The organism is Lewinella sp. 4G2, from assembly GCF_001625015.1.
GTDB lineage: Bacteria > Bacteroidota > Bacteroidia > Chitinophagales > Saprospiraceae > Neolewinella.
Genome location: NZ_LVWJ02000014.1, coordinates 111,310 through 133,904, shown reverse-complemented (window position 1 = coordinate 133,904; position 22,595 = coordinate 111,310). Strand labels below are relative to the sequence as shown.

Genomic DNA, 22,595 nt, shown 5'->3' with positions numbered 1-22,595 from the left:
GTGCATGACACACGTGCACTACCCGACTACCCGACTAAACACCCTTCTTGTCAAAAAACAGTAACCAATCCACTCCGGAGAGGGTAGGGGAAGGAAATGCCCCCGATAGTTCCGACATTCGCCTGCCTAACCGCCTTCCTGCATGAGCCAGCCCACGTTTTACGACCTCACCATTGCCAGCATCACTACGGAAACGGACCAGGCCGTTACGGTAGCCTTCGACGTACCCACTGACTTGGCGGACGAATTTGCGTACGAGGCCGGTCAGTACCTCACCCTAAAGTTCGTCATCAACGGTAAGGAGGAGCGCCGGGCCTACAGTATGTGTTCCGCGCCCCACGAGGAAAAGATCGCCGTTACCGTCAAGCGGGTGAAGGGCGGCGTCATCAGCAACCACATTCCGGATCGGCTAGCCGCCGGCGATACGGTAGCCGTCATGCCTCCCGAAGGGCGCTTTAAGCTAAAGCCGGACCACGCTCGCCGCCGTGAGTACTTTCTCTTCGGCGCGGGAAGTGGCATCACGCCGCTGATGTCCATCCTGCAGTCGGTATTGGAGGCCGAGCCCCAATCTAAGGTCCACCTGTTTTACGGTAACCGCGACGAGAACTCCATCATCTTTGAGGAGCAGCTTAAGCAGTTGCAAAAGCGCTATGAGGGCCAGTTGGAGGTAGAGCACACGCTCTCCCGGCCCAAGAAATTCAAGGCGAGTGGCCTGAAGGGCTTCTTCAGCCGGAGCAAGCCCCAGTGGCGGGGAGCCACTGGTCGCATCGGCATCAAGGCGGTTCAGGAATTCATGCAGCGCCACCCAGCAATGGTGGAGGACCGCCAGTATTTCATTTGCGGCCCCGGCAAGATGATCGATGACGTGGAGCAGGCACTCCTCGGCCTCGGCGTCCTCAAAAAGCACATCCACACCGAGCGCTTTGTCTCGGCTAATAGTGTCCGTAGCGATAAGCCCGTCTCCGGTGAAGTGGACCAGGCGAAGGTCACGGCTACCATCAGCGGGAAGTCCCACAGCGTTCAGTTGGAACCCGGCCAGACGGTACTCGACGGCTTGCTGGCGGCCGGCGCTCAGCCTCCCTACAGTTGTCTGGCGGGGGCTTGTTCTACCTGCATGGCCAAAGTCGTCAAGGGCGGCGCAAAGATGGAAGTCTGCTTTGCCCTCGACGATGAGGAAGTAGCCAATGGTTTTATCCTTACCTGCCAGGCGCACGCCACCACCCCGGAAATTGAAGTGGATTTTGACGCCGGGTAAGTAGCCTCCGGAAACGGAAAGGCAACCACATATAGCGGTGAATCGTTATCTTAAGGCAGCGCCGGCGTTGACCAAACCCGCCCGCCCGCGTCTCAAGGCCAAAGCGATCACTGTGAAAAATCTATTCTGGGTCTCTCTTTCCCTCCTGATGTTGCTCACTTGCAGCCCTAGTGCACTGTTCGCCCAACGCGACGCAGCGGTGATTGGAAGCGGCAAGACCGTCGAAATTCAACCTGTACTAAACCCCGCCGCAACCGAACTCTACTTCGTCCGGCCGGACTTTAAAAATAACCAGGGCCGCGATAAAGCCGCCGATATTTGGATGCGCACCCGCAACGCCAATGGTAGTTGGAACCGGGCCGTGAACGTTGGGGCACCCATCAATACGGCGCGCGCCGACCGCCCCTTAGGTTTCAGCGCCGACGGAAACCGCCTCGCCGTGCTTCGGGGCGATGGCCCCTTTCATTTGGCTATTCTCCAGCGAGATGGCCGTGGTTGGAAGAGCAGGGCGCTGGCGCAGGTGCCAAGTGACGTGGCAAGCAAAGAAGACGTAGCCTACAACCTCGCGACCGGCGAATTGATTTACGCCCGCAGCGAAGGCACGGCAGGAAAGGATTTCTACCGAAGTGTTTTGAGTAGGGATGGAAGCTGGTCCAACCCAGAACCGGCAACGGAGCTGAATGGCGCAACGGATGAATCCAAACCCTTCTTCGCTGCGGACGGCCGCACTCTCTACTTCTTCCGCTCCGGGCAGGGTTGGTTCCGCCAACCCGAACGGGGGCAGGAGCCCCTGCTGACCGCCATCCCAATCTCCGTGAAGGGATTTTCCCTGGGGCTCACGGATGATGCCAGAAACAGCATGGCGGTAGTCGCCATTAACCCCTCCCTCAATGCCGGGGAGTTGCGGGGCATGATGGTCAACCCAAAAGATTACCCCGCTCCCGGCCGGGTAGTGGACGCCTCCACGCAGACGGGTGTCCTCAATCTGACGAGTGGCGCTACTCTCCGCCAAATCGTTGAATTGGGAGATCGCACGTCTGTCTTCTTGCGCACCGATGAACGCATCGTCGACGGAAATGAGTTAAGTGATATCGACGAAGTAGGCATCCCGGTTGGTGGATTGTACACCGATAGCCAAATCACTGGCCGTACCCAAACGACCAAAGTGCGTAAACTGACCGAGCAAATAAAAGCTTACGAGGCCAGTCTGAACGAATTAAGCTACCAACGGCAAGCAGTGCTGGACCAGGCTGACTACGACCGGGTCCTTCAACTAGAGGCCCAAATCCTACGGGATACGCAACCCCGTTCCTCATTGGAGCAGGCACGCCTGGATGAGCAACTCCGGGAGATCGAAGCCATGAAGGCCAAGTTCAACCGCCAGCAAAGCGAACGCCAGCGCATCAGTGACGGCGGGTCACGCTACCGCCGGCCGACGGAAAGTCGGGCGGGAGACCCAACGGGAAGGAACCGTTCTTCGGATCCACTCACAACAACAAGGCAGCAGGAAGCGCTTCCAACTACTCGAGTTAATAATACCAGCCAGGCTGCCTCCAGTGAACTGGCCGAGATCCGGGAACGGCAGCGCCGGGATAGCCTCAACCGCTCAACCGCAAAGGGAACACCTACCCCCTCCTTTTACGGCGACAACCAAACGATCACCCAGCGGTGGGAATACGACCTACAACGGACGCTCCCCAAAAACCCAACCGCCATCGCCGAGGCCACCCGGATCGATGAACAGTACCAAAGGGAGCAGACGGAACTGGAAGCCTTAAGGGAGGAACTGGCACGTTTACGTGGCCAGCAGTACGTAAACCAGTCCGTACCGGCCTATACTCCGCCTCCCGCTCAGTACACAACTCCTCGCTACGAACCCGCCCGACCCAGCAGCTATGAGACACCGGCTGGTAATACCTGGGAAGCCAGAGGAGGGGGCTACGCACCACCAGTTGAGTATAGAAGTACTACGCAGACACGGCGCTCATCTCGTACCGACGACGTTCGGACTCGCACTTACGCACCCCGCTCTACGGAGCCCGGGCAGTTGATTGACATCAGCTTCGTACCCAACACCGCCTACATTAGTGGAGAAGGTTACGGCGGGGTGGAACAATTGTACCGCATCATTCAGGAAGCGCGTGGCGTCGTTGAAGTACGCGTCCACACCCCGCTTGATATGGACCGACGGGCCGCTCAATTACTGAGTGAAGAGCGCGCTCGTACCCTTCAACTGGAATTGGTGGACCTCGGCATTGCGGAGCGCCACTTCAAGATCTTCGGTTTCGGAAATAACGAAACCGGAAAGGGAGGTGAGCGGGTAGAAGTACGGTACTAAATGGGTAAAGACCTCATCATTCAGGCTTCGGCACGAGCGGACGGAGATACCTTCCGCGTAGTGGAACATCTAGCCGCTAAGAGCAGGGCCACGACCATTGACCTGCTCGATTTCAAGATCTACCCCTTTCGATACGATCAGGACTACCCCGAGGATGACCAGTTCCTGGGTGTTTTCCGGTACTATATTTTAGGAGCGGATGAGATCACGCTGGCCACCCCGATCTACTGGTACACCATGTCGGGGCTCCTCAAGAATTTCCTGGACCGGTTCAGTGACCTGTTGATTACCCACAAAGAATTGGGAAGGCAGCTACGGGGCAAGGAACTCGTAGTGGTCTCGGTGGGTCAGGACAAAAAGGTGCCACCCAGCTTTTACGACCCTTTTTTCAGGACGGCTGAGTACCTGGGAATGGATTTCTTCCACAACTACCACGCCTACCTTGAAGACGAAATGGTAGTCATCGAAAAGCAATTACCGTTCTAACGGATTACGCAACCCTTCAATTTCAGGCGCCGTCCTTGCACCGAGGTCATTCTTCAAAGTTCACGTAATTTTATCCCACTTCCCCTGCACCCGCGGCAGCGCCCCTAAACCTATTGACGCTTAACTCACCCTACCATGATTGCCAGACTGATTCTTTTGACCGCGCTCTGTGGTCTCTTTGCCTGTAATGCCGGAAATAGCGGCAGCGAGGTGAAAAGCGACTTCTCCGTACCCTTCGAAAAATTTGAGCTGGAAAACGGACTGGACGTGGTGATGCACGTAGATACCTCCGACCCGGTCGTCGCCGTAGCTCTGACGGCACACGTTGGGAGCGCGCGGGAGAAGGAAGGCCGTACCGGTTTCGCCCACCTCTTTGAGCACTTGCTCTTCCTGGAATCAGAAAACCTCGGGAAAGGTGGCCTGGATGCCATGAGCGCCAGAATCGGCGGCTCCGGCGCAAACGGCTCTACGAACCGGGACCGGACGAATTATTTCCAAACCGTACCCAATGATGCGCTGGAAAAAATGATCTGGGCCGAAGCGGATAAGCTCGGCTACTTCATCAACACCGTGACCGATCCGGTACTGGCCAAGGAAAAGCAAGTCGTCAAAAACGAAAAGCGACAGAGCGTGGACAACCGCCCCTACGGCCACACCCAGTACGTGATCGATAAGGCCATGTTCCCCGCAGGCCACCCCTATAATTGGCAAGTGATCGGCTCACTGGAGGACCTGGACGCCGCCACGGTGGCCGACGTGCAGGAATTCTTTCGCCGCTGGTACGTACCGAACAACGTTACCCTGACCATCTCCGGCAACTTCAAGCCAGCCCAGGCTAAAGAATGGGTAGAAAAATACTTCGGCGAGATCCCCCGCGGCCAAGACGTAGAAAACATGCCCAAGGCTCCCGCTACGCTGACCGCAACGAAAAAACTTTACCACGAGGATAACTTCGCCCGCCTCCCCGAACTGACCTTAGCTTTCCCCAGCGTAGAAAATTACCACCCCGACGCTTACGCCCTCGACGTACTTACCGAGTACCTGGCCTACGGAAAGAAAGCTCCCCTGAACCAGGTGATCGTAGAAGAGCGTGAACTGGCGGCAGACGTGGACATGTACCAGTACGGCTCCGAACTAGCCGGTGCGACCTACGTATCCGTCCGTGCCTTCTCCGGTACCCCACTGGATACGGTGATGGCCGCCATCGAGGCCGGTTTTGCCCGCTTTGCGGAAGAGGGCATCTCCGAAGCGGACCTGGCGCGGATCAAGGCGGGGCAGGAAACGAGTTTCTACAACGGGCTTTCCAGCGTACTCGGGAAGGGATTTAATCTGGCTCAGTACAATATGTTTGCGGGTGACCCCGGCTTCGTAGAGAAAGACATCGAGAACATCCTGGGCGTGACGACGGCGGACGTAATGCGCGTCTACCAGAAGTACATCGCCGGCAAAGCCCACGTGGCCACCAGTTTTGTACCGAAGGGAGCCACGGACCTGGTCCTGACCGGCAGCACCAAAGCGGACGTCGTTGAGGAACCCATCACGCAGGGCGCCGAGGAAGAGTTTGATGCAAGTATTGCCGCCGAATACGAACGGACGCCTTCCTCCTTCGACCGCGCTACCGAACCGGAGTACGGCGCTGAGATCACCACCGTGCCGCCGACAGTCTGGGAAACCACCCTGGAGAATGGTCTCAAGGTATACGGGATCGAAAATAGTGAAGTCCCCCTCGTCAATTTTGAAATGGCCATCGCCGGCGGTCAACTTCGGGAAACCCTGAAGAAGGCTGGCACCGCCAACCTCCTGGCTACCCTGATGACGAAGGGCACCGCCAATAAAACCACCGAAGAACTGGAGAGCGCCATCCAGCAACTGGGCGCCCGCATCAATGTCTATTGCTCGGGTAACGACATTCGCGTATCGGGGAATACCCTGGCCCGGAACTACGACGCGACGATGGACCTGGTTTCCGAAATCCTCCTCCAACCCCGCTGGGATGAGGAAGAACTAGAGATCGCCCGGCGCGCCGCACTAAGCCGCATTGAGCAAAGCCAGGCTTCCCCCAACGCCATCGCCCGGAAGGCCTTTGACGAACTACTCTACGGAAAGGAAAACATCCGCGCCCTGCCAATCGTCGGAACGGCCGAAAGCGTCGCCGCCATTGAGATGGACGACCTGAAGGCTTACTACCGGGAATTCATCTCTCCATCCGTAGCGAAACTCCACGTAGTGGGAGATCTGGATAAAGAAACCGTCCTCAACTCTCTAAGCAACCTGAAGGAGAAATGGGCCGCTAAACAATTGGATGATCCGAACTGGCCCCTCGCCCGGGAGGTGGACAAGGCTAAAGTGTACTTCTACGACGTCCCCGGAGCAAAGCAATCCGTCCTCACCATCGGGAACCCATCCGTAGCGGTGACGGACCGCGATTACTACCCAGCCACCGTAATGAACTACATCCTCGGCGGCGGGGGATTCGCTTCCCGCTTGACGCAGGAGCTACGCGAAGGAAAGGGTTACACCTACGGCATTCGCTCCGGCTTCAGCGGCGACGCGGAGGAAGGCACCTTCCGCATCTCAACGGGCGTACGGAGCAACGTGACGCTGGAATCCCTGCAGGAAATCAAGCGCATCCTCGAAGAATACCCCGAGACTTTCACCGAAGCTGACCTGGAAACCACCCGCAGCTTCCTGACTAAGAGTAACGCCCGCGCCTTCGAAACGGCCGGCGCAAAACTCAACCTCCTCAACAACATGAGCGAATACGGTTGGTCATCCGATTACGTGAAGGAGCGGGAGGACATCGTCCGCGCTACCGAAGTGGACGACATCAAACGGACGGCCAATCAGTACCTCAAACCACGGGAAATGATCTGGCTGGTAGTGGGCGACGCCGCTACGCAGTTGCCACGGATGCGGAAGCTGGGATACGGAGAGCCGGTGTTGCTGAATTGATTGAAAGATGAAGCAATGGTGCTCTTCCTGGTAGGCAATTGATACCGCATAGTTGAGCCTCAAATTCGTTGACGCGTCAGTCTTCGTAGTACTTACGGAAACTGGGCCACAATGAGTAGGAACCGTAGTGCACGTTTTCTTCAAAGTACCGGGCCAGGGCTTCGATCTGTTCCCGGTGGGTGTCCAGAAAGACTTCCCGTTCGGCGAACTGTAGCCCTTCTTCATAGGCTTTGACGGCGGCTACGATAAACGATTCGTTAGTGATGCCGTAGTGGGCGATCGCTTCGGCCATCAACTCAGCGCGGTAGAAGATGAGTTCTAACAAATCCCGATCGTGAATGGAGATGGCCGCAAAGGCCTTTATGACCTTTTTAGATTCGCTGCGGGCCCGGCGGCTGACGCGGCGGCGCGCGGCAAAAAAGGTCCGGCGTAAATCCTTTTTGTACTTATCGAGTACGGGCTGGGTAGAAGCGCCGAGCTCCATTTTGTAGTACTCTTTCAGGATGGGAAAGCGGTCGTAGAGCATTCGTAGCTCATCGCGTAATTCATCCTCGTCGAGTTCTTTGACGAGGCGGTTGAAATCCTTCTTCATTGCATTTCCAGTCTGGCGGTGGGGTAGTAGGCGACGTAGAGATCGCGCTTTCCGTAGCCGTCCTTGCGGTTACTCGTGAGGAAAGCAGTAAACGAATCCGGGGCCAATCGAAAGTGCGTATCGTCGCCAGCCGAGTTGATGGGGAGGCCGACGTTGACCGGTAAAGTGTACTGCCCCTCCGCACCCTTTACGCGAAAGGTGCGGACGATGTCAAAACCCCCAATACTAAAGTCCGGGTCGTTAGTACTGAAGTAGATCGTCCGGCCATCGTTGGCCACGAAGGGGCTAATCTCATCGTACGGGCTATTTACGGTGGGGCCCAGGTTTTCGGCGGGGCCGTAGCCACCCTCGGGTAGTCTCGCTTTGCGGTAGAGATCGAGCCCACCGTAACCGTCTGGCCGGTCGCTGGCGAAGTAAACGGCATCATCCGCAGCGTAGAAGGGCGTCACGTCAAGGGTTCGAATAGAAAGGTTTACTTCGGGTGCAATGGTGATGAGTTCCGTCGGCGCATCAGCCCGGAAAGTGTCAACTAGGTATTCCCCTTCCCGTTCACTGGCTCCCCGGAAGTAATAGATTCGATTGCCGGAAGGGCTGATGTCCACCACCGTTTCGTTTGATAGGGTGTTGAGCAGCGGGTTGAAGGCTTCGCGGGGTGCCCAGGCCGTACCGAAAGCTTCCGTAACGAGGATATCCGTATGGCCCGCCGTCCCCCGAATCCCGGGTTGCAAGGCGGTAAAGTATACCCGGCCGGAACCGGACTGGCTGGGAATTGCCCCGAACTCATCATTAGGTGTGTTGACCTTGGGTCCCAGGTTGTCGACTAAAACGGATTCTCCGCCACTCGCCATTCGAATCCCGTTCGCGACATTCCGCAGGAGGGCCGTTACGGCCAGCCAGGCTTCCCCTTCCTGATCGAGAGTGCGAGCGTATTCTTTGTAGGCTTCCGCGGCTTCGGGGAAGAGATTCTGGGCGTGGTAGACCCGGCCCAGATAAAAGCGGGCTACCGGAAAGGCATCCCCTCGGTTGCTGACCAGTTCGTCCAGTTCTGCCTTGGCGGCGGGGAGGTCATTAGTATGGAAAAGACTTACGGCGAGTAGGAGCCGGGCTTCGGGGTCATTTCGCGTCAGCCTTTTACTGTTGCGGAGCGTACGGATCGTAGCTGGGTAGTCACCCGAAGTGTACTCAGCTCTGGCGCGACTCATCGTTCCCTTTTCCTGGCCCAGAGCGAGGGCGGGAAGGAAGAGTACGAGCAATAGGAGTCTGATGGCCATGGGAGCAAAGATAAACGCCGTAGGCTATCAGTTTACTAATCAAGGAATGGCCCTAAACGTCCGAACGGTTCACGTCGAAAGCTTCGAGGTAGTCCCCAACGCGGCGGAGGAAGCTGCCACCCAGGAACCCATCCACCACGCGGTGGTCGTAGCTGAGGGACATGAACATCATTTGGCGCACGGCAATCACATCGCCGTATTCCGTTTCGATTACGGCGGGCTTCTTACGGATGGCACCTACTGCAAGAATAGCGACTTGTGGCTGGTTGATGATCGGGGTGCCCATTACGTTGCCGAAGGTGCCTACGTTCGTCAGCGTAAAGGTGCCGCCCTGGATTTCGTCGGGTTTGAGCTTGTTCTCCCGTGCGCGGCCGGCCAGATCGTTAACGGCCTTCGCCACGCCGAGCAGGTTGAGTTGGTCGGCATTTTTGATGACTGGTACGATGAGGTTGCCCGTCGGAAGCGCGGCGGCCATCCCGATGTTGATGTTGGCCTTCTTGATGATGTTGTCCCCATCCACGCTTACGTTGATAAGGGGGAAGTCCTTAATGGCTTTCGCTACGGCCTCAATGAAAATCGGCGTAAAGGTGATCTTCTGCCCGTGTTTTTGCTGGAATCCGTTTTTCACGCGGTTGCGCCAGTTCACGATGTCCGTCACGTCCACCTCGATGAAACTGGTTACGTGGGGGCTGGTCGCCTTGCTCATCACCATGTGGTCGGCGATGAGTTTGCGCATCCGGCCCATGGCGATCACTTCGTCCGCGCCACTTACGCTCGTGGCGGGGGTAGCTACCGGCGCTTTGGTAGCCGTCTTCCCGAGGGTGCCCGCGAATTGTTGGGCGCCGGTTCCGTTGACGAAGGAATTGTCGCGGCGTTTCAGGTAGGCAATCATGTCGGCCTTGTTCACCCGTCCCTTGGCGCCCGTTCCGGGGATGCTGTCCAGTTCCGCCTGGCCGATATTTTCCTTGGCGGCCATCGTCCGGACTAAGGGGCTGTAAAAACGCCCGGATCCGGTCTTGCCTACTTGCTCATTGCTGGGCACCTGCGGCAGCGCCTCCTGTTTTTGGGCGGGCTGAGATAAGGAAGCACTGGGCGCTGCCGCGGGTGCCGGGGAGGTGGGGGAGGGCGCGGATGGGGGCGCGTGGTCACCGGTATCGGAAACCGTCTGCCCGGTGGCCGGGCTGGAAGCGACCGTCGCTGCGGCGTCCGTTTCAATGAGGGCGATAACGTCACCAACGGCCACTACGTCGTCCACTTTGAAGAGGATTTTGGCAATCTTCCCGTCGACTGGAGAGGGGACCTCGCTGTCCACCTTGTCTGTGGCAATTTCGAGGATGGTTTCATCGACCTCCACCTCGTCGCCTACCTCTTTCACCCAATTGAGGATGGTGGCCTCGATGATGGATTCACCCATTTTGGGCATGATGAGCTCTACTTGTGCCATGTTGTGGTGGATATAACGGTTAAACTAAAAAGCGCCTGGTTAGGGCAAAGGGCTTGGGCGAAAATACGACAGGAAAGGGGGTTGGTTCGTTGGTATTTTGGTGCTTTGAGCTGCCGCTGTCTCATGCGGCAGCCCAAAGCACCAAAATACCAAAGCACTATTTCACCAACCCGTCCAATACCCGCCGCAACAAATCCAAACCCTGATGTGCCGTGAAGGTTATGTTTCGCTTCCGGTCCTTGCCAGCGCGGAGAAGCTTAGTGTACGTGCCTTCCGGCCCGGCGACGGCCAGCCAAATGGTACCGACGGGTTTATCATCCGTCCCACCACCGGGGCCGGCGATGCCGGAGGCGGCGATGACGTAGTCCGCACCGAGCTTTTTCCGTCCCCCTTCGGCCATCTCCCTTACGGTTGCTTCACTGACGGCACCATGCTTTTTGATTGTGCCCAAACGAACGCCGAGCATGGCCTTCTTGAGGGCATTTGAGTAGGTGACCGCCCCGCCGAGGAAGTAGGCGCTACTGCCCGCATTGCCAGTGAACAGACTGGCGATGGTCCCTCCCGTACAGGATTCAGCGGTAGCGACCGTAGCCCCTTTTTCGATCAATCGTCTCCCAATGGCGCCGGCAAGATTCTCCCGGCCGTAGCCATAAACGTACTGCCCGATGAGCTCTTCAATCTGCTGTTTGTTGTCTTCCAACTCGGCCTGCATGCGCTCTTCGTCATCCCCACGCGTGGTGATGCGGAGGCGCACGGTACCAAGATTGGGCAGGTAGGCCAGGGACATGTGCTCCGGTAAACTATCCTCAACGGGCTCGATAAGTTCCGCAATCGTGCTTTCGCCGGCTCCCGCCGTGAGGATGGTGAGGGAGCGGACCTTATCATCAACCGGGTATTCCTCCCGTAAGCGGGGCATGACCTCATTGTTTATGAGGTAACGCATCTCGTAGGGGACGCCCGGCATGGAAACGAGGACGCGGCCATCTTTCTCCATCCAGATGCCGGGGGCGGTGCCCCTTTCGTTGGTCAGGATCTCCGCATCGCGGGGGAGGGCACACTGCATCCGGTGGGCCTCGGTGGGTTCCTTGCCGAAACGGTGGTAAAGGCGGAGCAGGCGGTCAAATGTCGTCTGGTGAAAGATGAGTTCGGTATCGAAATAGTCCGCCAGGACCTTTTTCGTAATGTCGTCCTTCGTGGGCCCGAGGCCGCCGGTGATGAGGACGATATCGGCGGATTGCATCGCGTGGTCGATACCGCGCATGATCCCGGCGCGAGTGTCCGACACGGAGAGGTGCTCGACAACTTCGTAACCCTCCTCACTCAGGGCGGTGGCCATGTAGGTAGCGTTCGTATCGGTAACCTGGCCGATGAGGATTTCGTCCCCAATGGTTAGAATGTATGCTTTCAATTTGTGTGCTGGATTTAGCCTGTGGGTTGGCAACAAGTAAAGATGAAAAGCAGCTAAAAAAGTATGGGGTCAGGGCCGCTCAATTGTAAAGGGGTGCAAAGGTAACGGTTCTTCGCTGGCTCAACTTGCGTGTCCGCCGTCCCCTCCATTTGGTGAAGGGTCAGTTATGGGTAACTCTATCGCTCTAACAGAAGTAGTTCGGTCTTTTGATTACCGGGACACTTTCTACCCGCCACCATCACGGCAGGCGCTCGTAAAGAATTAATCTTTAGCGGGGGAGCCTGGCCTCCGCGAAATCTCTCATTAGGCTGGTGCGGCGGAGCTTTCCTCCCAGGGTGCCCGCCGGGCCCAGGTCGCGGAAGTATTCCGTGAGGCCAATTCCCTGAGCGTAAATCTCGTAGCCGGAGAACTGCGGGCTGATGTCACCCTCCTCCGGGTCGCGCAGACTGACCTCGCCGAGGAGATCGAATACGAGCGCATCGTGGGTTCCCCCGAAGACTTCTACGGTGGTATCCCCACGAAAACGCCGTTCCAGAGAAATGTAGGTGATGGCCTCCGAGGCTGGGTCCAGCTGCCCACGCATCCGGTAACCGTATACGTCCGGCTCCTCCTCCAGGTAAAAGGGGAAGGAACGGTCGAAAAGGATATCCATTTTAGTGGGGATGGCCACCCCGGCCGTATCCTGACCGAAGACGTCCAGTTTGCGGAGGCGGATACCGTCATTAGTTACTTCCTCCCGGGCCAGTTGCTGGGGGGAAAGATCCGGACCGTAGCGGGTCACGGAGAGGTAGAGGGCGGTGTCCAAATCCACGCCGAGGTAGTACCAGCAAATACTGTCTGGCCCGGCCATCGTACCGGTGTTTTCGTAGACGTAAACCTTGCCGTCGGTATTTACGAGTTCGCGGGCGGGGAAGTAATAATCCCGAATGTCACGGCGACCGTCACAGGCGGTGGCCAGGATGAGGAAGGGGAGGAGATAGAGTAGCTGTTTCATGGGGGATGGCGTCGGGGTAGCGTTCCACGGTAATGTGGAGAAAACGGACTTGCTTATCAATCAGGTCACTAATTGAAAGAAGGGTTGTTGGCCACCTAACGTTCGTAGCCAAAGCGCTTGAGCATGCCCTCGTCGTCCCGCCAGTCCTCTTTGATCTTGACGTGAAGCTCAAGGTAGACGCGCCGCTGCAGAAAGTCTTCCATCCGTTTACGGGCGTTCATACCCAGTTGTTTGATGGCCTTGCCGCCCTTTCCGATCAGGATGGGTTTCTGGGTCTTGCGCGAGACGTAGATGAGGGCGGAGATCCGGGCCAGTTCCTTTCCGTCCTTGGTCTCGGTTTCTTCGAAGGATTCGATGTCGATCTCGACGGAATAAGGGATCTCCTGGTGGTACTGAGTTAGGATTTGTTCCCGGATGATCTCGGAAACGAAGAAGCGTTCGCTCCGGTCCGTCAGTTGGTCGTCGGGGAAGTACTTCGGGCCTTCGGGGAGGGTTTCGACGATGGCGTCGAGCAAGTCCTGCACCCCTTCACCGTTGAGAGCGGAGATCTCGAAGATCTTGGTGGGTTTGATCCACTGCTTGAAGAGCTTCCGCTGTCGGTTCAGGGTTTTGTTGTCCACCAAATCGACCTTATTGAATACGAGGTAGAGGGGGAAGTCCGCCCGGCGGAGTTTGCTGACGAGCATATCGTCCTCAGCGTATTCTTCGAGAGGATCGACGAGGTAAAGCATCAGGTCGGCGTCCTCAAAACTGGAGTTGACGTACCGATTCATCATCTCCTGCATCTTGTAGTTCGGGTCCTCGATGGCCCCGGGCGTATCGGAAAAGACGATCTGAAAGTCCTCTCCGGAGACGATGCCGAAGATGCGGTGGCGCGTCGTTTGGGGCTTCGCCGTGATGATGCTCATGCGCTCCCCGACGAGGCCGTTCATGAGGGTGGACTTACCCGCGTTGGGCCGCCCAATGATATTTACGAATCCGCTTCTGTGCATGGGGGCAAAGGTAAGGGGCGGTAGCTTGGTGGGCGGACGTTATTGCTCTCCCGGAATAAGCCTAAATTTGTACCAGCATTACTATCCGTCGATCAAACATTATTCATGTACCGCGATCTAAAGTACCTCATTGCTTATTTGCTCCCACTAGCCGGTTACCTCGGTATTTACTTTGGGGGAATCTGGTCCTTCGGCAGCATCTACGTGGCGTTTTTGCTGCTGCCGCTGCTGGAATTCGTCCTCCCCACTCGGACGGATACCCACCCGCCCGAAGCGGAGCACGAACGGTCCCGGATGCGCATTTTTGATTACCTGCTGTATCTGAACCTTCCCCTCCTGGCGGGTGCCGTCATCTACCTCCTGGTGACAGTCGACGGCCGCAGCCTGGAAACCTACGAGTTGGTGGGGATGATCTGCAACGTTGGCCTCATGATTGGTACGATGGGCATCAACGTGGGCCACGAACTGGGCCACCGCTCCGACAAATTTGAGCAGCGGATCGCCCAAACCCTGCTGCTGTTTGGCCTCTACATGCACTTCTTCATCGAGCACAATCGCGGCCACCACCGCCACGTGGCTACGCCGCTCGATCCGGCCACGAGCCGCAAGAACCAATCCATTTACACCTTTTGGATCCGCAGTGTCGCCCTCAGCTGGTGGCACGCCTGGGAGTTAGAAGCGGAACGGTTGGAGAAGGAGGGCAAGCCCGTCGTCAGCTACCACAACCAGATGTTGGTCTTTCAGCTGATTCAGCTCGGTTACCTGGCGGTCGTCAGTATTTTCTTTGGGGCGACCGGGCTCTGGGTGGCCATTGCCGCCGCCGTGTTTGGCTTCCTGATGCTGGAGACCGTCAACTACATTGAGCACTACGGCCTCTTACGCCGGCAGAAAGAGAATGGACGTTACGAACAGGTGCTCCCCATCCACAGCTGGAACTCCAACCACGAACTGGGGCGGATCTTCCTCTACGAACTCACCCGCCACAGCGACCACCACTACCGGGCCAGCCGGAAGTACCAGATCCTACGGGTCTTTGAAGAGAGCCCCCAATTACCTGCGGGGTACCCGGCCTGTATGATCCTTTCCCTCTTCCCGCCCGCCTGGTTTGCGTTGATGAATCCCCGGGTAGAGGCGTTCCGCCAGAAGATTGAGGCGGCGGCATAACTGAAAAGGTTTGCGCCCGCGGCACCTACTTCCCCTGCACCTGCGGCAGCGCCCCTTGAACTGTGCGTCTGAATTACACCTTAGCGAATTTTCGCTAACTTCGCAAAAAGTCCCCTAGCCATGCAATTTACCCTGAACGAAGAACAGATCGCCGTGCGCGATGCCGCCCGCGAATTTGCCCAGAACGTCCTGAAACCGGGCGTGATCGAGCGCGATTCGAAGATGATCTACCCCACCGACGAAGTGCGGCAAATGGGCGAACTCGGCTTCATGGGTATGACCGTGAGCCCGGAATACGGAGGGAGCGGCATGGATTACCTAAGCTACATCCTGGCGCTCGAGGAAATTTCGAAAGTGGACAATAGCTGCTCCGTCATCATGTCGGTCAACAACAGCCTCGTGTGCTACGGGATTGAGACCTACGGCACCGAAGAACAGAAGCAAAAGTACCTGCCAAAACTGGCCAGCGGCGAGTGGATCGGCTCCTTCTGCCTCAGCGAACCGGAGGCCGGCTCCGACGCTACCCACCAGCGCACCACCGCCGTAGATATGGGCGACCATTACCTCCTGAACGGTACCAAAAACTGGATCACCAACGGCGGAACAAGTAGCCTCCACCTGGTCATCGCTCAGAGTAACCCGGAGGCTGGCCACCGCGGTATTAACTGTCTCATCGTAGAAGCCGATTCCCCGGGCGTGGAGATCGGTGCCAAAGAGGACAAGCTGGGCATCCGCAGCTCGGATACCCACACGATTATGTACAGCGACGTGAAGGTGCCCAAGGAAAACCGCCTCGGCGAAGAGGGGTCCGGCTTCAAATTCGCCATGAAAACGCTGGCGGGTGGCCGGATCGGTATCGCCGCCCAGGCTCTCGGCATTGCGGGAGGTGCCTACGAGCTGTCCGTTGATTACGCCAAGGAGCGGGAAGCCTTCGGCAAACCCATCGCCAACCACCAGGCCATCGCCTTCAAGCTGGCCCAGATGGCCACCGACATTGAGGCGGCCAAAATGCTCGTCTACCGCGCCGGCTCCCTCAAGGATGCGGGGATGGATTACAATCAGGCGGGCGCGATGGCCAAACTCTTTGCCAGCTCCGTGGCCATGAAACACAGCGTGGAAGCCGTCCAGATCCACGGCGGTTACGGCTTCGTGAAGGAGTACCACGTCGAGCGCCTCATGCGCGACGCGAAGATCACCCAGATCTACGAAGGCACGAGCGAGGTACAGCAAATTGTCATTTCCCGTGGCCTGCTGAAAGGGCAGCTCTACGTGCCGGTCGAGGAGCAATAGCGAGCAAAAACCGGCCGCGGGTCTTGTTAAAATCTTGCTACCTTGCGTTCCGTGTTACAAGAGCAGGAGACATACGCGGGGTTAACGATCGTCCAGTGGGTGATGGTGGCCGGGGCGCTGTTGTTGTACTGTGGGGTGGTGCAGTTTGAGTTCTTTTTTGGTGAATCGTTGCAGTCGGCGTATTTAGTAAAAGAATTGTCTGCTCCTCGGAGCCTGCAAATGATTGATAATCAACCGATTGGTGTGCGTGCGCTTTTGGGTTCGGTTCCAATTCAAGCCTCCTCCGATGTAGTGTTCAGTGCGATTGCATTTCTGCAAAGTGCCGTCACTTTGGTGTTCGCTACGCTCTTTTTTTCGCGCTCGTTGCGCCCCGAAGTTTCCGTAGCTGGAGGTATTTTACTGACGCATTATACCTGGGCGGGCCCCTTCGCTTTGTTGCCATTTTCGTGGGTCGGGCCTTTGTTCGCCCTGTTCTGCTACGCACTGGTAAAGCCTAAAAATCCCTGGATCTTGGCGCTGTCGCAGGTGCTGAGTGGATTGGTTTGCCCCCCTTTATTACTGTTGACCATTCCAATTCTGATTTGTTGGTTCCTCGGAGAGGCAATTGGCCGCGCAAACCGACCGAAATTGGTCCGCTCTACCCTTAATATCGGTCCTGTACTTCGATGGAAGCCGTGGGCGATCATTGGGGTGAGTCTGCTGATTGCAAGCGCCATTAGCGTAGGCACTTTAAATCCGATAGGCTTGAATTGGACCGGTCTCCTTCCCCCACTTTTCGACCCCCAGACGCCGTGGGTGACGTATACTGGAAATTATACCGGAGCCAATCGTATGATCAAAATGATCCTCGCTTTTCCCTTGGCGATCTACGTGTTGGTGCTTGGAGGAGTTGCACTGGGTTTAATCCAAAAAGCAGGCTTGACCAGGATCGCCTTTTTTCTGCTGGCCGTCTTCATTGGTCTCGGAGTCTACAGTTTCAGCCTGAATGGATACCGCGAGGAGGCCCTGGTTGGCTACGCGGCGGAAGCTTATGGCATCATGACTTTCTTACCCATTTGCGTAGCGCTGGTGGTAGGGTTTGCGGACTTCTATTTCTCAAAGTGGTACGTTTCCGTTGCCGCCGTGATCTTTTTGCTGCTGTGGATACCCGCCTACAGCCCCGTTTACTTAACTTAGTTTAACAAGTAAGCTAAGAACCATATTCCCACCTCCGCGTTATCTTAGCCAACCACAAAAGACCTGTATATGTCCGTCGATATCCACCTTGCAAACGAAGAATTGGCCAAATTGGGCTACCTCGACGTTGACGTCGACCCCACGCTCGACCTCGTCGAGGCCATCAACCAGTTGAAAAAGGAGAAGAACGCCGTGATCCTGGCCCACTACTACCAGGAATCGGAGATCCAAGACATCGCCGATTACGTAGGTGACAGCCTCGGATTAAGCCAACAGGCAGCCTCTACGGATGCGGATATCATCGTTTTTGCCGGCGTCCACTTCATGGCGGAGACGGCCAAAATGCTGAGCCCCCAGAAGAAAGTACTCCTCCCCGATTTGAAGGCGGGTTGCTCCCTGGCGGATTCCTGCCCGGCGCCGGTCTTCCGTAAGTTCAAGGAAAAGTATCCTGACCACAAAGTCGTCAGCTACATCAACTGTACGGCCGAGCTGAAAACGCTTACGGACGTCTGCTGCACCAGTACCAACGCCAAACACATCATCGATTCCTTCCCGAAGGATCAACCCTTGATCTTTGCGCCCGACGTCAATCTTGGCCGCTGGCTCGTCAAGGAAACCGGCCGCGACATGGTACTGTGGAATGGTTCCTGTATGGTCCACGAAATCTTTAGTGCGGAGAAGATCACCAAACTGAAAATTAAGCACCCGAACGCGGCCTTCATCGCCCACCCCGAGTGTGAATCCCACATTCTGGACGTGGCCGATCACGTCGGTTCTACCTCCAGCCTCCTTCGCTTCACCCGCGAGAGTGAATACCAGGAATTTATCGTGGCTACGGAGTCCGGTATCCTCCACCAAATGATTAAGGAAAGCCCGAATAAAACCTTTATTCCCGCTCCCCCCAATAATGCCTGCGCGTGTAACGATTGTCCCCACATGAAGCGCAATACCATGGAGAAATTATATACCTGCATGAAGTACGAATTGCCCGAAATTCACCTCGAAGACTGGGTAATTGAAAAAGGCGTTGCCAGCATCGACCGCATGCTGGAAATATCTGCAAAAGCCGGCCTCTAATAATCCCGAAGGGATGGCTCAACTTAGCGTAGGATGGAATAGGCCGCGAGGCCATGGAATCCTACGTTTTCGTTCATTCCCGCCGGCCATGGAATCCTACGTTTTCGTTCATTCCCGCCGGCCATGGATACCTACGTTTTCGTTCATTTCCGCCGGCCATGGAACCCTACGTATCCGTTTATTGCCGACGGCCACGGATCCTACATTTTCGTTTATTCCCGCCGGCCATGCAACCCTGCGTGTTCGGTATGTTTCGCTGGCCCTTGGAATCCCCCCATTTTCGTTATGTTTCACCACCGCGATACCCCCGCTATTCCCATACGTACCGATATCAATTTAATTGAATGACATAATCCAATTAAATACTCCTGATAAACCTTAAAGCCTCCCCCAGCGGCCCCGCCAAATCCTCCGACATAATACCCGAACCCAAGAAGTGCGTCCCGGGCTTCGGTAATGATTTTAATTCATTAAACATGGTATCCGTTGCCATTGCGATGTGTATTTTTGGATATACATCTACCTCTACCCGTTCATCCTCGTTGAAGCTGTCTTTATAGTAATAAAGCGTTAGGATCGGGCATTTAATTTTATTAAAGGTGGCCTCAGCCGTCATGGTCGATTTTACCAGTACTTGCAGATCTACCAGTGCGCTGGCGACGAAGGAAGTGTCAAAAAATTGGTCCGCTCGCGGCTCCTCATAATCCACCTTGCGCTGGCCATCGAACCCACCAATTAGGGTCGCAATCTCCTCTCCCCACGGGGTGCCGAGTAACCAGGCGCCGGGCATGTCGTCCTTTACGTTGGGGGAGAAATTGACTAAGGCATAAACGTCATCCGGAAACTCCGCGGCCAGTTTCATCGCCAGTGTTCCACCGGTAGATGTACTGAGAATGATCACCTTATCACCCAGCGCTTTTCCAATGGCGAGTGCCTCCTTAGCCTCCGCCCAGGCGGACTCTGCGGTGAAGCCCACAAGGGAGTGGGGCGGCTTCAGCCCGTGGTCTCCCCATCTGGCCGCAAACAGATTGGCCTTCAGGCTGTCCGCCAATTGGTAATTGACCGGGTAGGCATCCCGGTAACTCGCGCCGAAACCGTGGAGGTACACGACAGCATACTTGGTCCGCTCCGGCATCTTGTTGTAGAACCGTACGTGCGCGGCGTTTCCCTCCCTGACCGGAAGATCAGCCTCACGAGCAACAATCTGGTCCGCAATTGCTTGCACATTTCCGGGCACCTGCGGCAGCGCCGTATCGTAAATAGGTTCCGGAACGCGGGGCCCCAGCAAATAAGCGCCGCCCACGATCAACAGCAGGATCAAAAACAGCCAGTATCGCTTCTTCATGGCTGGTAGTACCCGGTTTGGGAGCTAGATGTTCCTGCAAAGACCGGTTGTAAGACTCCTTACTTCACATCAAAGTACTTGAAGCTCATACCATCTTCAATCTTCAGAAGAGTTTCGTAGATGAGGTTAATAACGCCCTCGACGTCTTCCTTGGCAGCCATTTCTACCGTCGTGTGCATGTAGCGAAGCGGAAGTGATATAAGAGCCGAGGGTACGCCTTCGTTGGAGTAGGCGAAAGCATCCGTATCGGTGCCCGTAGCCCGGCTACTCGCTTCGCGCTGGATATCAATTTCCTTCTCTGCCGCCGTATCGATGATGAGCTTGAGCAACTTGTTGTGTACGGCGGGTGCGTAGGTCACGCTCGGGCCGCCGCCGGCCTTGACGTCGCCTAATTTCTTCTTGTTGAGTAGTGGCGTGCCGGTGTCGTGGGTTACGTCCGTGATGATGGCCACGTGAGGTTTGATCTTCTCGGCGATCATCTGCGCGCCCCGCAAACCGATCTCTTCCTGCACGCTGTTGACGATGTAGAGCGAGTAGGGGAGGTCAATTTTGTTTTCGCGAATTATGCGGGCCACTTCGGCAATGCAAAACCCGCCCATCCGGTTATCCAGCGCGCGACCGCAGTAGTAGCGATCGTTGAGTACTTCCAGCTCATCGGGATAAGTGATCACGCTGCCGACGTGGATACCCATTTCTAGGACTTCGGCCTTGTTTTTAGCTCCTACGTCGATGAAAATATTGTCCAGTTTGGTTTGCAGCTTGGCGTCGTCACCGCGGCGGGTATGGATAGCTGGCCAGCCAAATACACCGCGGACGATTCCGTTGTCACCGTGAATGTTCACGCGTTTTGAAGGCGCAATCATGTGGTCACTTCCTCCATTACGGATCACGCTGATGAATCCGTTCTCGCTGATGTAGTGGACGAACCAACTGATCTCGTCCGCGTGCCCTTCAATAACGACCCGGTAGTCCTTACCAGGGTTGATGATGCCGTATGCCGTGCCGTAATTGTCGAGCCCAACCTCATCTACGTAGGGCCGAATGTATTCCAGCCATAGTTTCTGCCCGGGCGCTTCGAAGCCAGTGGGAGAAGCATTATTCAGGTAGCGATGGAGGAAGTCTTCGGATTGTTGGTTCAGTACGGCCATGAAGTCAATATATAAGGTTGTGTAAGTAGATTGTTTCGCAACGCCGAGCGAGTACTCATCAAAAGATCAGTTGCTGGGCGCTGCCGCAGGTGCCGGGCAATGGGCGAGTAAAGGGTGAGGCAAGGTACTGGACAATTACTGGGCAACGAAGGCCTCACTCCAGGCTTTTGGATCTTGCCTCCAAGTAGATAGGGTCTCAATGGCTTCCGGGGCGATAACGCCACTGGAGGCTGCTGCTTCTACTAAGGCTCCGTAGCCGCTAATAGTGGCTAAGGGCACATTTGCAGATTCAAAAGCATCGCTTGCCTTCTGAAACTCGTAGGTGAAGATGGCAACGGCGCCTGCGATTTGGCCACCTGCTTCCCGCAGTGCCTCAATAGCTTTTAGGGAGGACCCACCGGTAGAAACGAGATCTTCTACGACGAGGTAGCGGGCACCCGCTTCAATCCGGCCTTCGATTTGATTCTGGCGGCCGTGTTCTTTAGCTTTTGAACGGATGTAAATGAAGGGTAAGCCCAGTCGATCCGCAAGTAATGCACCGTGGGGAATGCCTGCCGTTGCTACTCCCGCAATCCCTTCTACCTGGTTAAACTGTTTCGCTAGTTGGACAAAGCCTTCGATCACTTCGCCGCGGATTTCCGGAAAGGATAGCAGTACCCGGTTGTCACAATAGATTGGGGACCGCAAACCACTGGCCCAGGTAAAGGGGTTGTCCGGTTGTAGCTTAACGGCTTTGGCCTCCAGTAAGCGGTGGGCAATTTTAGTCGCGGTTTCCATTCTTTTCGAGATAGTTTGATCAACTAAGTGGGGAGATGCTGTAATATGCGCGCCGGCAATATATGCTCCACCAGCCCCGAGTTTCGGGGTTCCTAATTCGCGCAAATGTACGTAATCTACATCAACGACCGACCGCTACGCCTCCTGGCAAAACCCTTTTCAAAAAGTGATGAGGCTCCCGCAGGAACTCACCTGACGGCACGTTACAACGGAAAGGCACGGACGCTCCTCAATTACGTTGACATGTTGGAGAAAGGAAGCCCCAAAGTGCTGTCCGTTGATATCGTGCATTCGGATCTTGAGCAATTGTGGTCTCACTTTCGAAGCCACTTCGAATGGGTCCCCGCTGCGGGGGGCATCGTGCAGCTGAAAGGGACCGAAAAAGTCTTGTTCATCCTCCGTAGAGGTTTCTGGGATCTGCCAAAGGGCAAGATTGATCCGGGGGAATCCAATGCGCAAGCTGCTGTCCGGGAGGTAGAAGAGGAAACGGGGCTGCGCGAAATCACGCTGGGCCAGGCGCTGCAGACAACCTATCATACCTACCGGAAGAAGAAGGGAGCGCGCGTGCTGAAGCCTACCTATTGGTTCGCCATGCAGGCCGGCCAGCAAGACCTCACGCCCCAGGTTGAAGAGGACATTGAGCGGGCGGAATGGATACGGCCCGAAGATGTGCTTGGGGACGGCTTGCCGATCTATCGGAGCCTGGCTGCTATCCTATGAGTTTAGCTAGCCACAAAACCGTTGTAAAATGTTGTGTTTCGCTACTTTTAGGAGGAAATCTGGCAAACTCAAAAAAGGCTTGCCGGGCCTTCTCTAGATGCAGAATCGTGTTATATTTGTTCTGTGGTGGACCGCCGAATTGGCGGCTTACTATGCCTTGATTTGT

At 56.1% G+C, this 22,595-nt stretch carries 18 protein-coding genes; 9 read left to right on the top strand and 9 right to left on the bottom strand.

Features of this window, described 5'->3' with window-relative positions; genetic code table 11:
* Window positions 1-142: 142 nt before the first annotated feature.
* The 4 genes from A3850_RS02455 (at window position 143) to A3850_RS02440 (ending at window position 7,031) form a co-directional block, all read left to right on the top strand.
* Complete coding sequence (locus tag A3850_RS02455) at window positions 143-1,255, top strand: ferredoxin--NADP reductase (protein WP_068213871.1); 1,113 nt, start codon at window positions 143-145, stop codon at window positions 1,253-1,255.
* A gap of 112 nt (window positions 1,256-1,367) precedes the next feature.
* Window positions 1,368-3,593, top strand: coding sequence for a PD40 domain-containing protein (locus A3850_RS02450; RefSeq protein WP_157500840.1), 2,226 nt, complete (start codon window positions 1,368-1,370; stop codon window positions 3,591-3,593).
* Window positions 3,594-4,079: a flavodoxin family protein gene (locus A3850_RS02445; protein WP_068213866.1), complete on the top strand. Its 486-nt coding sequence runs from the start codon at window positions 3,594-3,596 to the stop codon at window positions 4,077-4,079.
* A 135-nt stretch (window positions 4,080-4,214) separates the two neighbouring features.
* Window positions 4,215-7,031 carry a pitrilysin family protein gene (locus A3850_RS02440; protein WP_068213864.1) on the top strand — a complete coding sequence of 939 codons (2,817 nt, stop codon included), beginning with the start codon at window positions 4,215-4,217 and terminating at the stop codon, window positions 7,029-7,031.
* Between the two features lie 76 nt (window positions 7,032-7,107).
* Here A3850_RS02440 and A3850_RS02435 read toward each other — a convergent pair whose 3' ends face one another.
* The 6 genes from A3850_RS02435 to era all read right to left on the bottom strand — a co-directional run bounded on the left by A3850_RS02435 (window position 7,108) and on the right by era (window position 13,732).
* Window positions 7,108-7,623: a DUF6155 family protein gene (locus tag A3850_RS02435; protein WP_068213862.1), complete on the bottom strand. Its 516-nt coding sequence runs from the start codon at window positions 7,621-7,623 to the stop codon at window positions 7,108-7,110.
* Complete coding sequence (locus tag A3850_RS02430) at window positions 7,620-8,894, bottom strand: tetratricopeptide repeat protein (RefSeq protein ID WP_068213861.1); 1,275 nt, start codon at window positions 8,892-8,894, stop codon at window positions 7,620-7,622. The genes A3850_RS02435 and A3850_RS02430 overlap by 4 nt, the downstream gene beginning before the upstream one ends.
* Before the next feature lie 52 nt (window positions 8,895-8,946).
* Window positions 8,947-10,338, bottom strand: a complete 1,392-nt coding sequence (locus A3850_RS02425; RefSeq protein ID WP_068213859.1) for a dihydrolipoamide acetyltransferase family protein — start codon at window positions 10,336-10,338, stop codon at window positions 8,947-8,949.
* Window positions 10,339-10,495: 157 nt separating this feature from the next.
* Window positions 10,496-11,746, bottom strand: a complete 1,251-nt coding sequence (locus A3850_RS02420; RefSeq protein ID WP_068213856.1) for a competence/damage-inducible protein A — start codon at window positions 11,744-11,746, stop codon at window positions 10,496-10,498.
* 268 nt (window positions 11,747-12,014) lie between these two features.
* Complete coding sequence (locus A3850_RS02415) at window positions 12,015-12,740, bottom strand: hypothetical protein (protein ID WP_068213854.1); 726 nt, start codon at window positions 12,738-12,740, stop codon at window positions 12,015-12,017.
* Window positions 12,741-12,835: 95 nt separating this feature from the next.
* Window positions 12,836-13,732, bottom strand: a complete 897-nt coding sequence (gene era, locus A3850_RS02410; protein WP_068213853.1) for a GTPase Era — start codon at window positions 13,730-13,732, stop codon at window positions 12,836-12,838.
* Window positions 13,733-13,837: 105 nt separating this feature from the next.
* Between era and A3850_RS02405 the strand changes: the two genes are divergently transcribed.
* The 4 genes from A3850_RS02405 to nadA all read left to right on the top strand — a co-directional run bounded on the left by A3850_RS02405 (window position 13,838) and on the right by nadA (window position 18,439).
* The gene (locus A3850_RS02405) at window positions 13,838-14,896 is read left to right on the top strand and encodes an alkane 1-monooxygenase (RefSeq protein WP_068213851.1); all 1,059 of its coding nucleotides are present in this window, start codon (window positions 13,838-13,840) and stop codon (window positions 14,894-14,896) included.
* Between the two features lie 120 nt (window positions 14,897-15,016).
* Window positions 15,017-16,186, top strand: a complete 1,170-nt coding sequence (locus tag A3850_RS02400; RefSeq protein WP_068213849.1) for an acyl-CoA dehydrogenase — start codon at window positions 15,017-15,019, stop codon at window positions 16,184-16,186.
* 51 nt (window positions 16,187-16,237) lie between these two features.
* Complete coding sequence (locus A3850_RS02395) at window positions 16,238-17,362, top strand: hypothetical protein (RefSeq protein ID WP_068213847.1); 1,125 nt, start codon at window positions 16,238-16,240, stop codon at window positions 17,360-17,362.
* 69 nt (window positions 17,363-17,431) lie between these two features.
* Window positions 17,432-18,439, top strand: a complete 1,008-nt coding sequence (gene nadA, locus A3850_RS02390) for a quinolinate synthase NadA (RefSeq protein ID WP_068213846.1) — start codon at window positions 17,432-17,434, stop codon at window positions 18,437-18,439.
* Between the two features lie 358 nt (window positions 18,440-18,797).
* On the opposite strand, the gene A3850_RS02385 is transcribed toward nadA, so the two are convergent.
* The 3 genes from A3850_RS02385 to pyrE form a co-directional block, all read right to left on the bottom strand.
* A complete protein-coding gene (locus A3850_RS02385) occupies window positions 18,798-19,784 on the bottom strand; it encodes a carboxylesterase (protein WP_068213844.1) in 987 nt (328 codons plus the stop codon).
* Window positions 19,785-19,843: 59 nt separating this feature from the next.
* A complete protein-coding gene (locus tag A3850_RS02380; protein WP_068213842.1) occupies window positions 19,844-20,932 on the bottom strand; it encodes a M42 family metallopeptidase in 1,089 nt (362 codons plus the stop codon).
* Window positions 20,933-21,067: 135 nt separating this feature from the next.
* Window positions 21,068-21,709: an orotate phosphoribosyltransferase gene (gene pyrE, locus A3850_RS02375; RefSeq protein ID WP_068213840.1), complete on the bottom strand. Its 642-nt coding sequence runs from the start codon at window positions 21,707-21,709 to the stop codon at window positions 21,068-21,070.
* Window positions 21,710-21,814: 105 nt separating this feature from the next.
* Here pyrE and A3850_RS02370 point away from each other — a divergent pair, with 105 nt between their 5' ends.
* Complete coding sequence (locus tag A3850_RS02370; protein ID WP_068213838.1) at window positions 21,815-22,429, top strand: NUDIX hydrolase; 615 nt, start codon at window positions 21,815-21,817, stop codon at window positions 22,427-22,429.
* Window positions 22,430-22,595: the final 166 nt, after the last annotated feature.

Excerpts from the sequence above, each read along its gene's own strand:
- A3850_RS02455 (WP_068213871.1), top strand. The coding sequence starts at position 143 with ATGAGCCAGCCCACGTTTTACGACCTCACCATTGCCAGCATCACTACG.
- A3850_RS02445 (WP_068213866.1), top strand. The coding sequence starts at position 3,594 with ATGGGTAAAGACCTCATCATTCAGGCTTCGGCACGAGCGGACGGAGAT.
- A3850_RS02440 (WP_068213864.1), top strand. The coding sequence starts at position 4,215 with ATGATTGCCAGACTGATTCTTTTGACCGCGCTCTGTGGTCTCTTTGCC.
- A3850_RS02435 (WP_068213862.1), bottom strand. The coding sequence starts at position 7,623 with ATGAAGAAGGATTTCAACCGCCTCGTCAAAGAACTCGACGAGGATGAA.
- A3850_RS02430 (WP_068213861.1), bottom strand. The coding sequence starts at position 8,894 with ATGGCCATCAGACTCCTATTGCTCGTACTCTTCCTTCCCGCCCTCGCT.
- A3850_RS02425 (WP_068213859.1), bottom strand. The coding sequence starts at position 10,338 with ATGGCACAAGTAGAGCTCATCATGCCCAAAATGGGTGAATCCATCATC.
- A3850_RS02415 (WP_068213854.1), bottom strand. The coding sequence starts at position 12,740 with ATGAAACAGCTACTCTATCTCCTCCCCTTCCTCATCCTGGCCACCGCC.
- era (WP_068213853.1), bottom strand. The coding sequence starts at position 13,732 with ATGCACAGAAGCGGATTCGTAAATATCATTGGGCGGCCCAACGCGGGT.
- A3850_RS02405 (WP_068213851.1), top strand. The coding sequence starts at position 13,838 with ATGTACCGCGATCTAAAGTACCTCATTGCTTATTTGCTCCCACTAGCC.
- A3850_RS02400 (WP_068213849.1), top strand. The coding sequence starts at position 15,017 with ATGCAATTTACCCTGAACGAAGAACAGATCGCCGTGCGCGATGCCGCC.
- nadA (WP_068213846.1), top strand. The coding sequence starts at position 17,432 with ATGTCCGTCGATATCCACCTTGCAAACGAAGAATTGGCCAAATTGGGC.
- A3850_RS02385 (WP_068213844.1), bottom strand. The coding sequence starts at position 19,784 with ATGAAGAAGCGATACTGGCTGTTTTTGATCCTGCTGTTGATCGTGGGC.
- A3850_RS02380 (WP_068213842.1), bottom strand. The coding sequence starts at position 20,932 with ATGGCCGTACTGAACCAACAATCCGAAGACTTCCTCCATCGCTACCTG.
- pyrE (WP_068213840.1), bottom strand. The coding sequence starts at position 21,709 with ATGGAAACCGCGACTAAAATTGCCCACCGCTTACTGGAGGCCAAAGCC.
- A3850_RS02370 (WP_068213838.1), top strand. The coding sequence starts at position 21,815 with ATGTACGTAATCTACATCAACGACCGACCGCTACGCCTCCTGGCAAAA.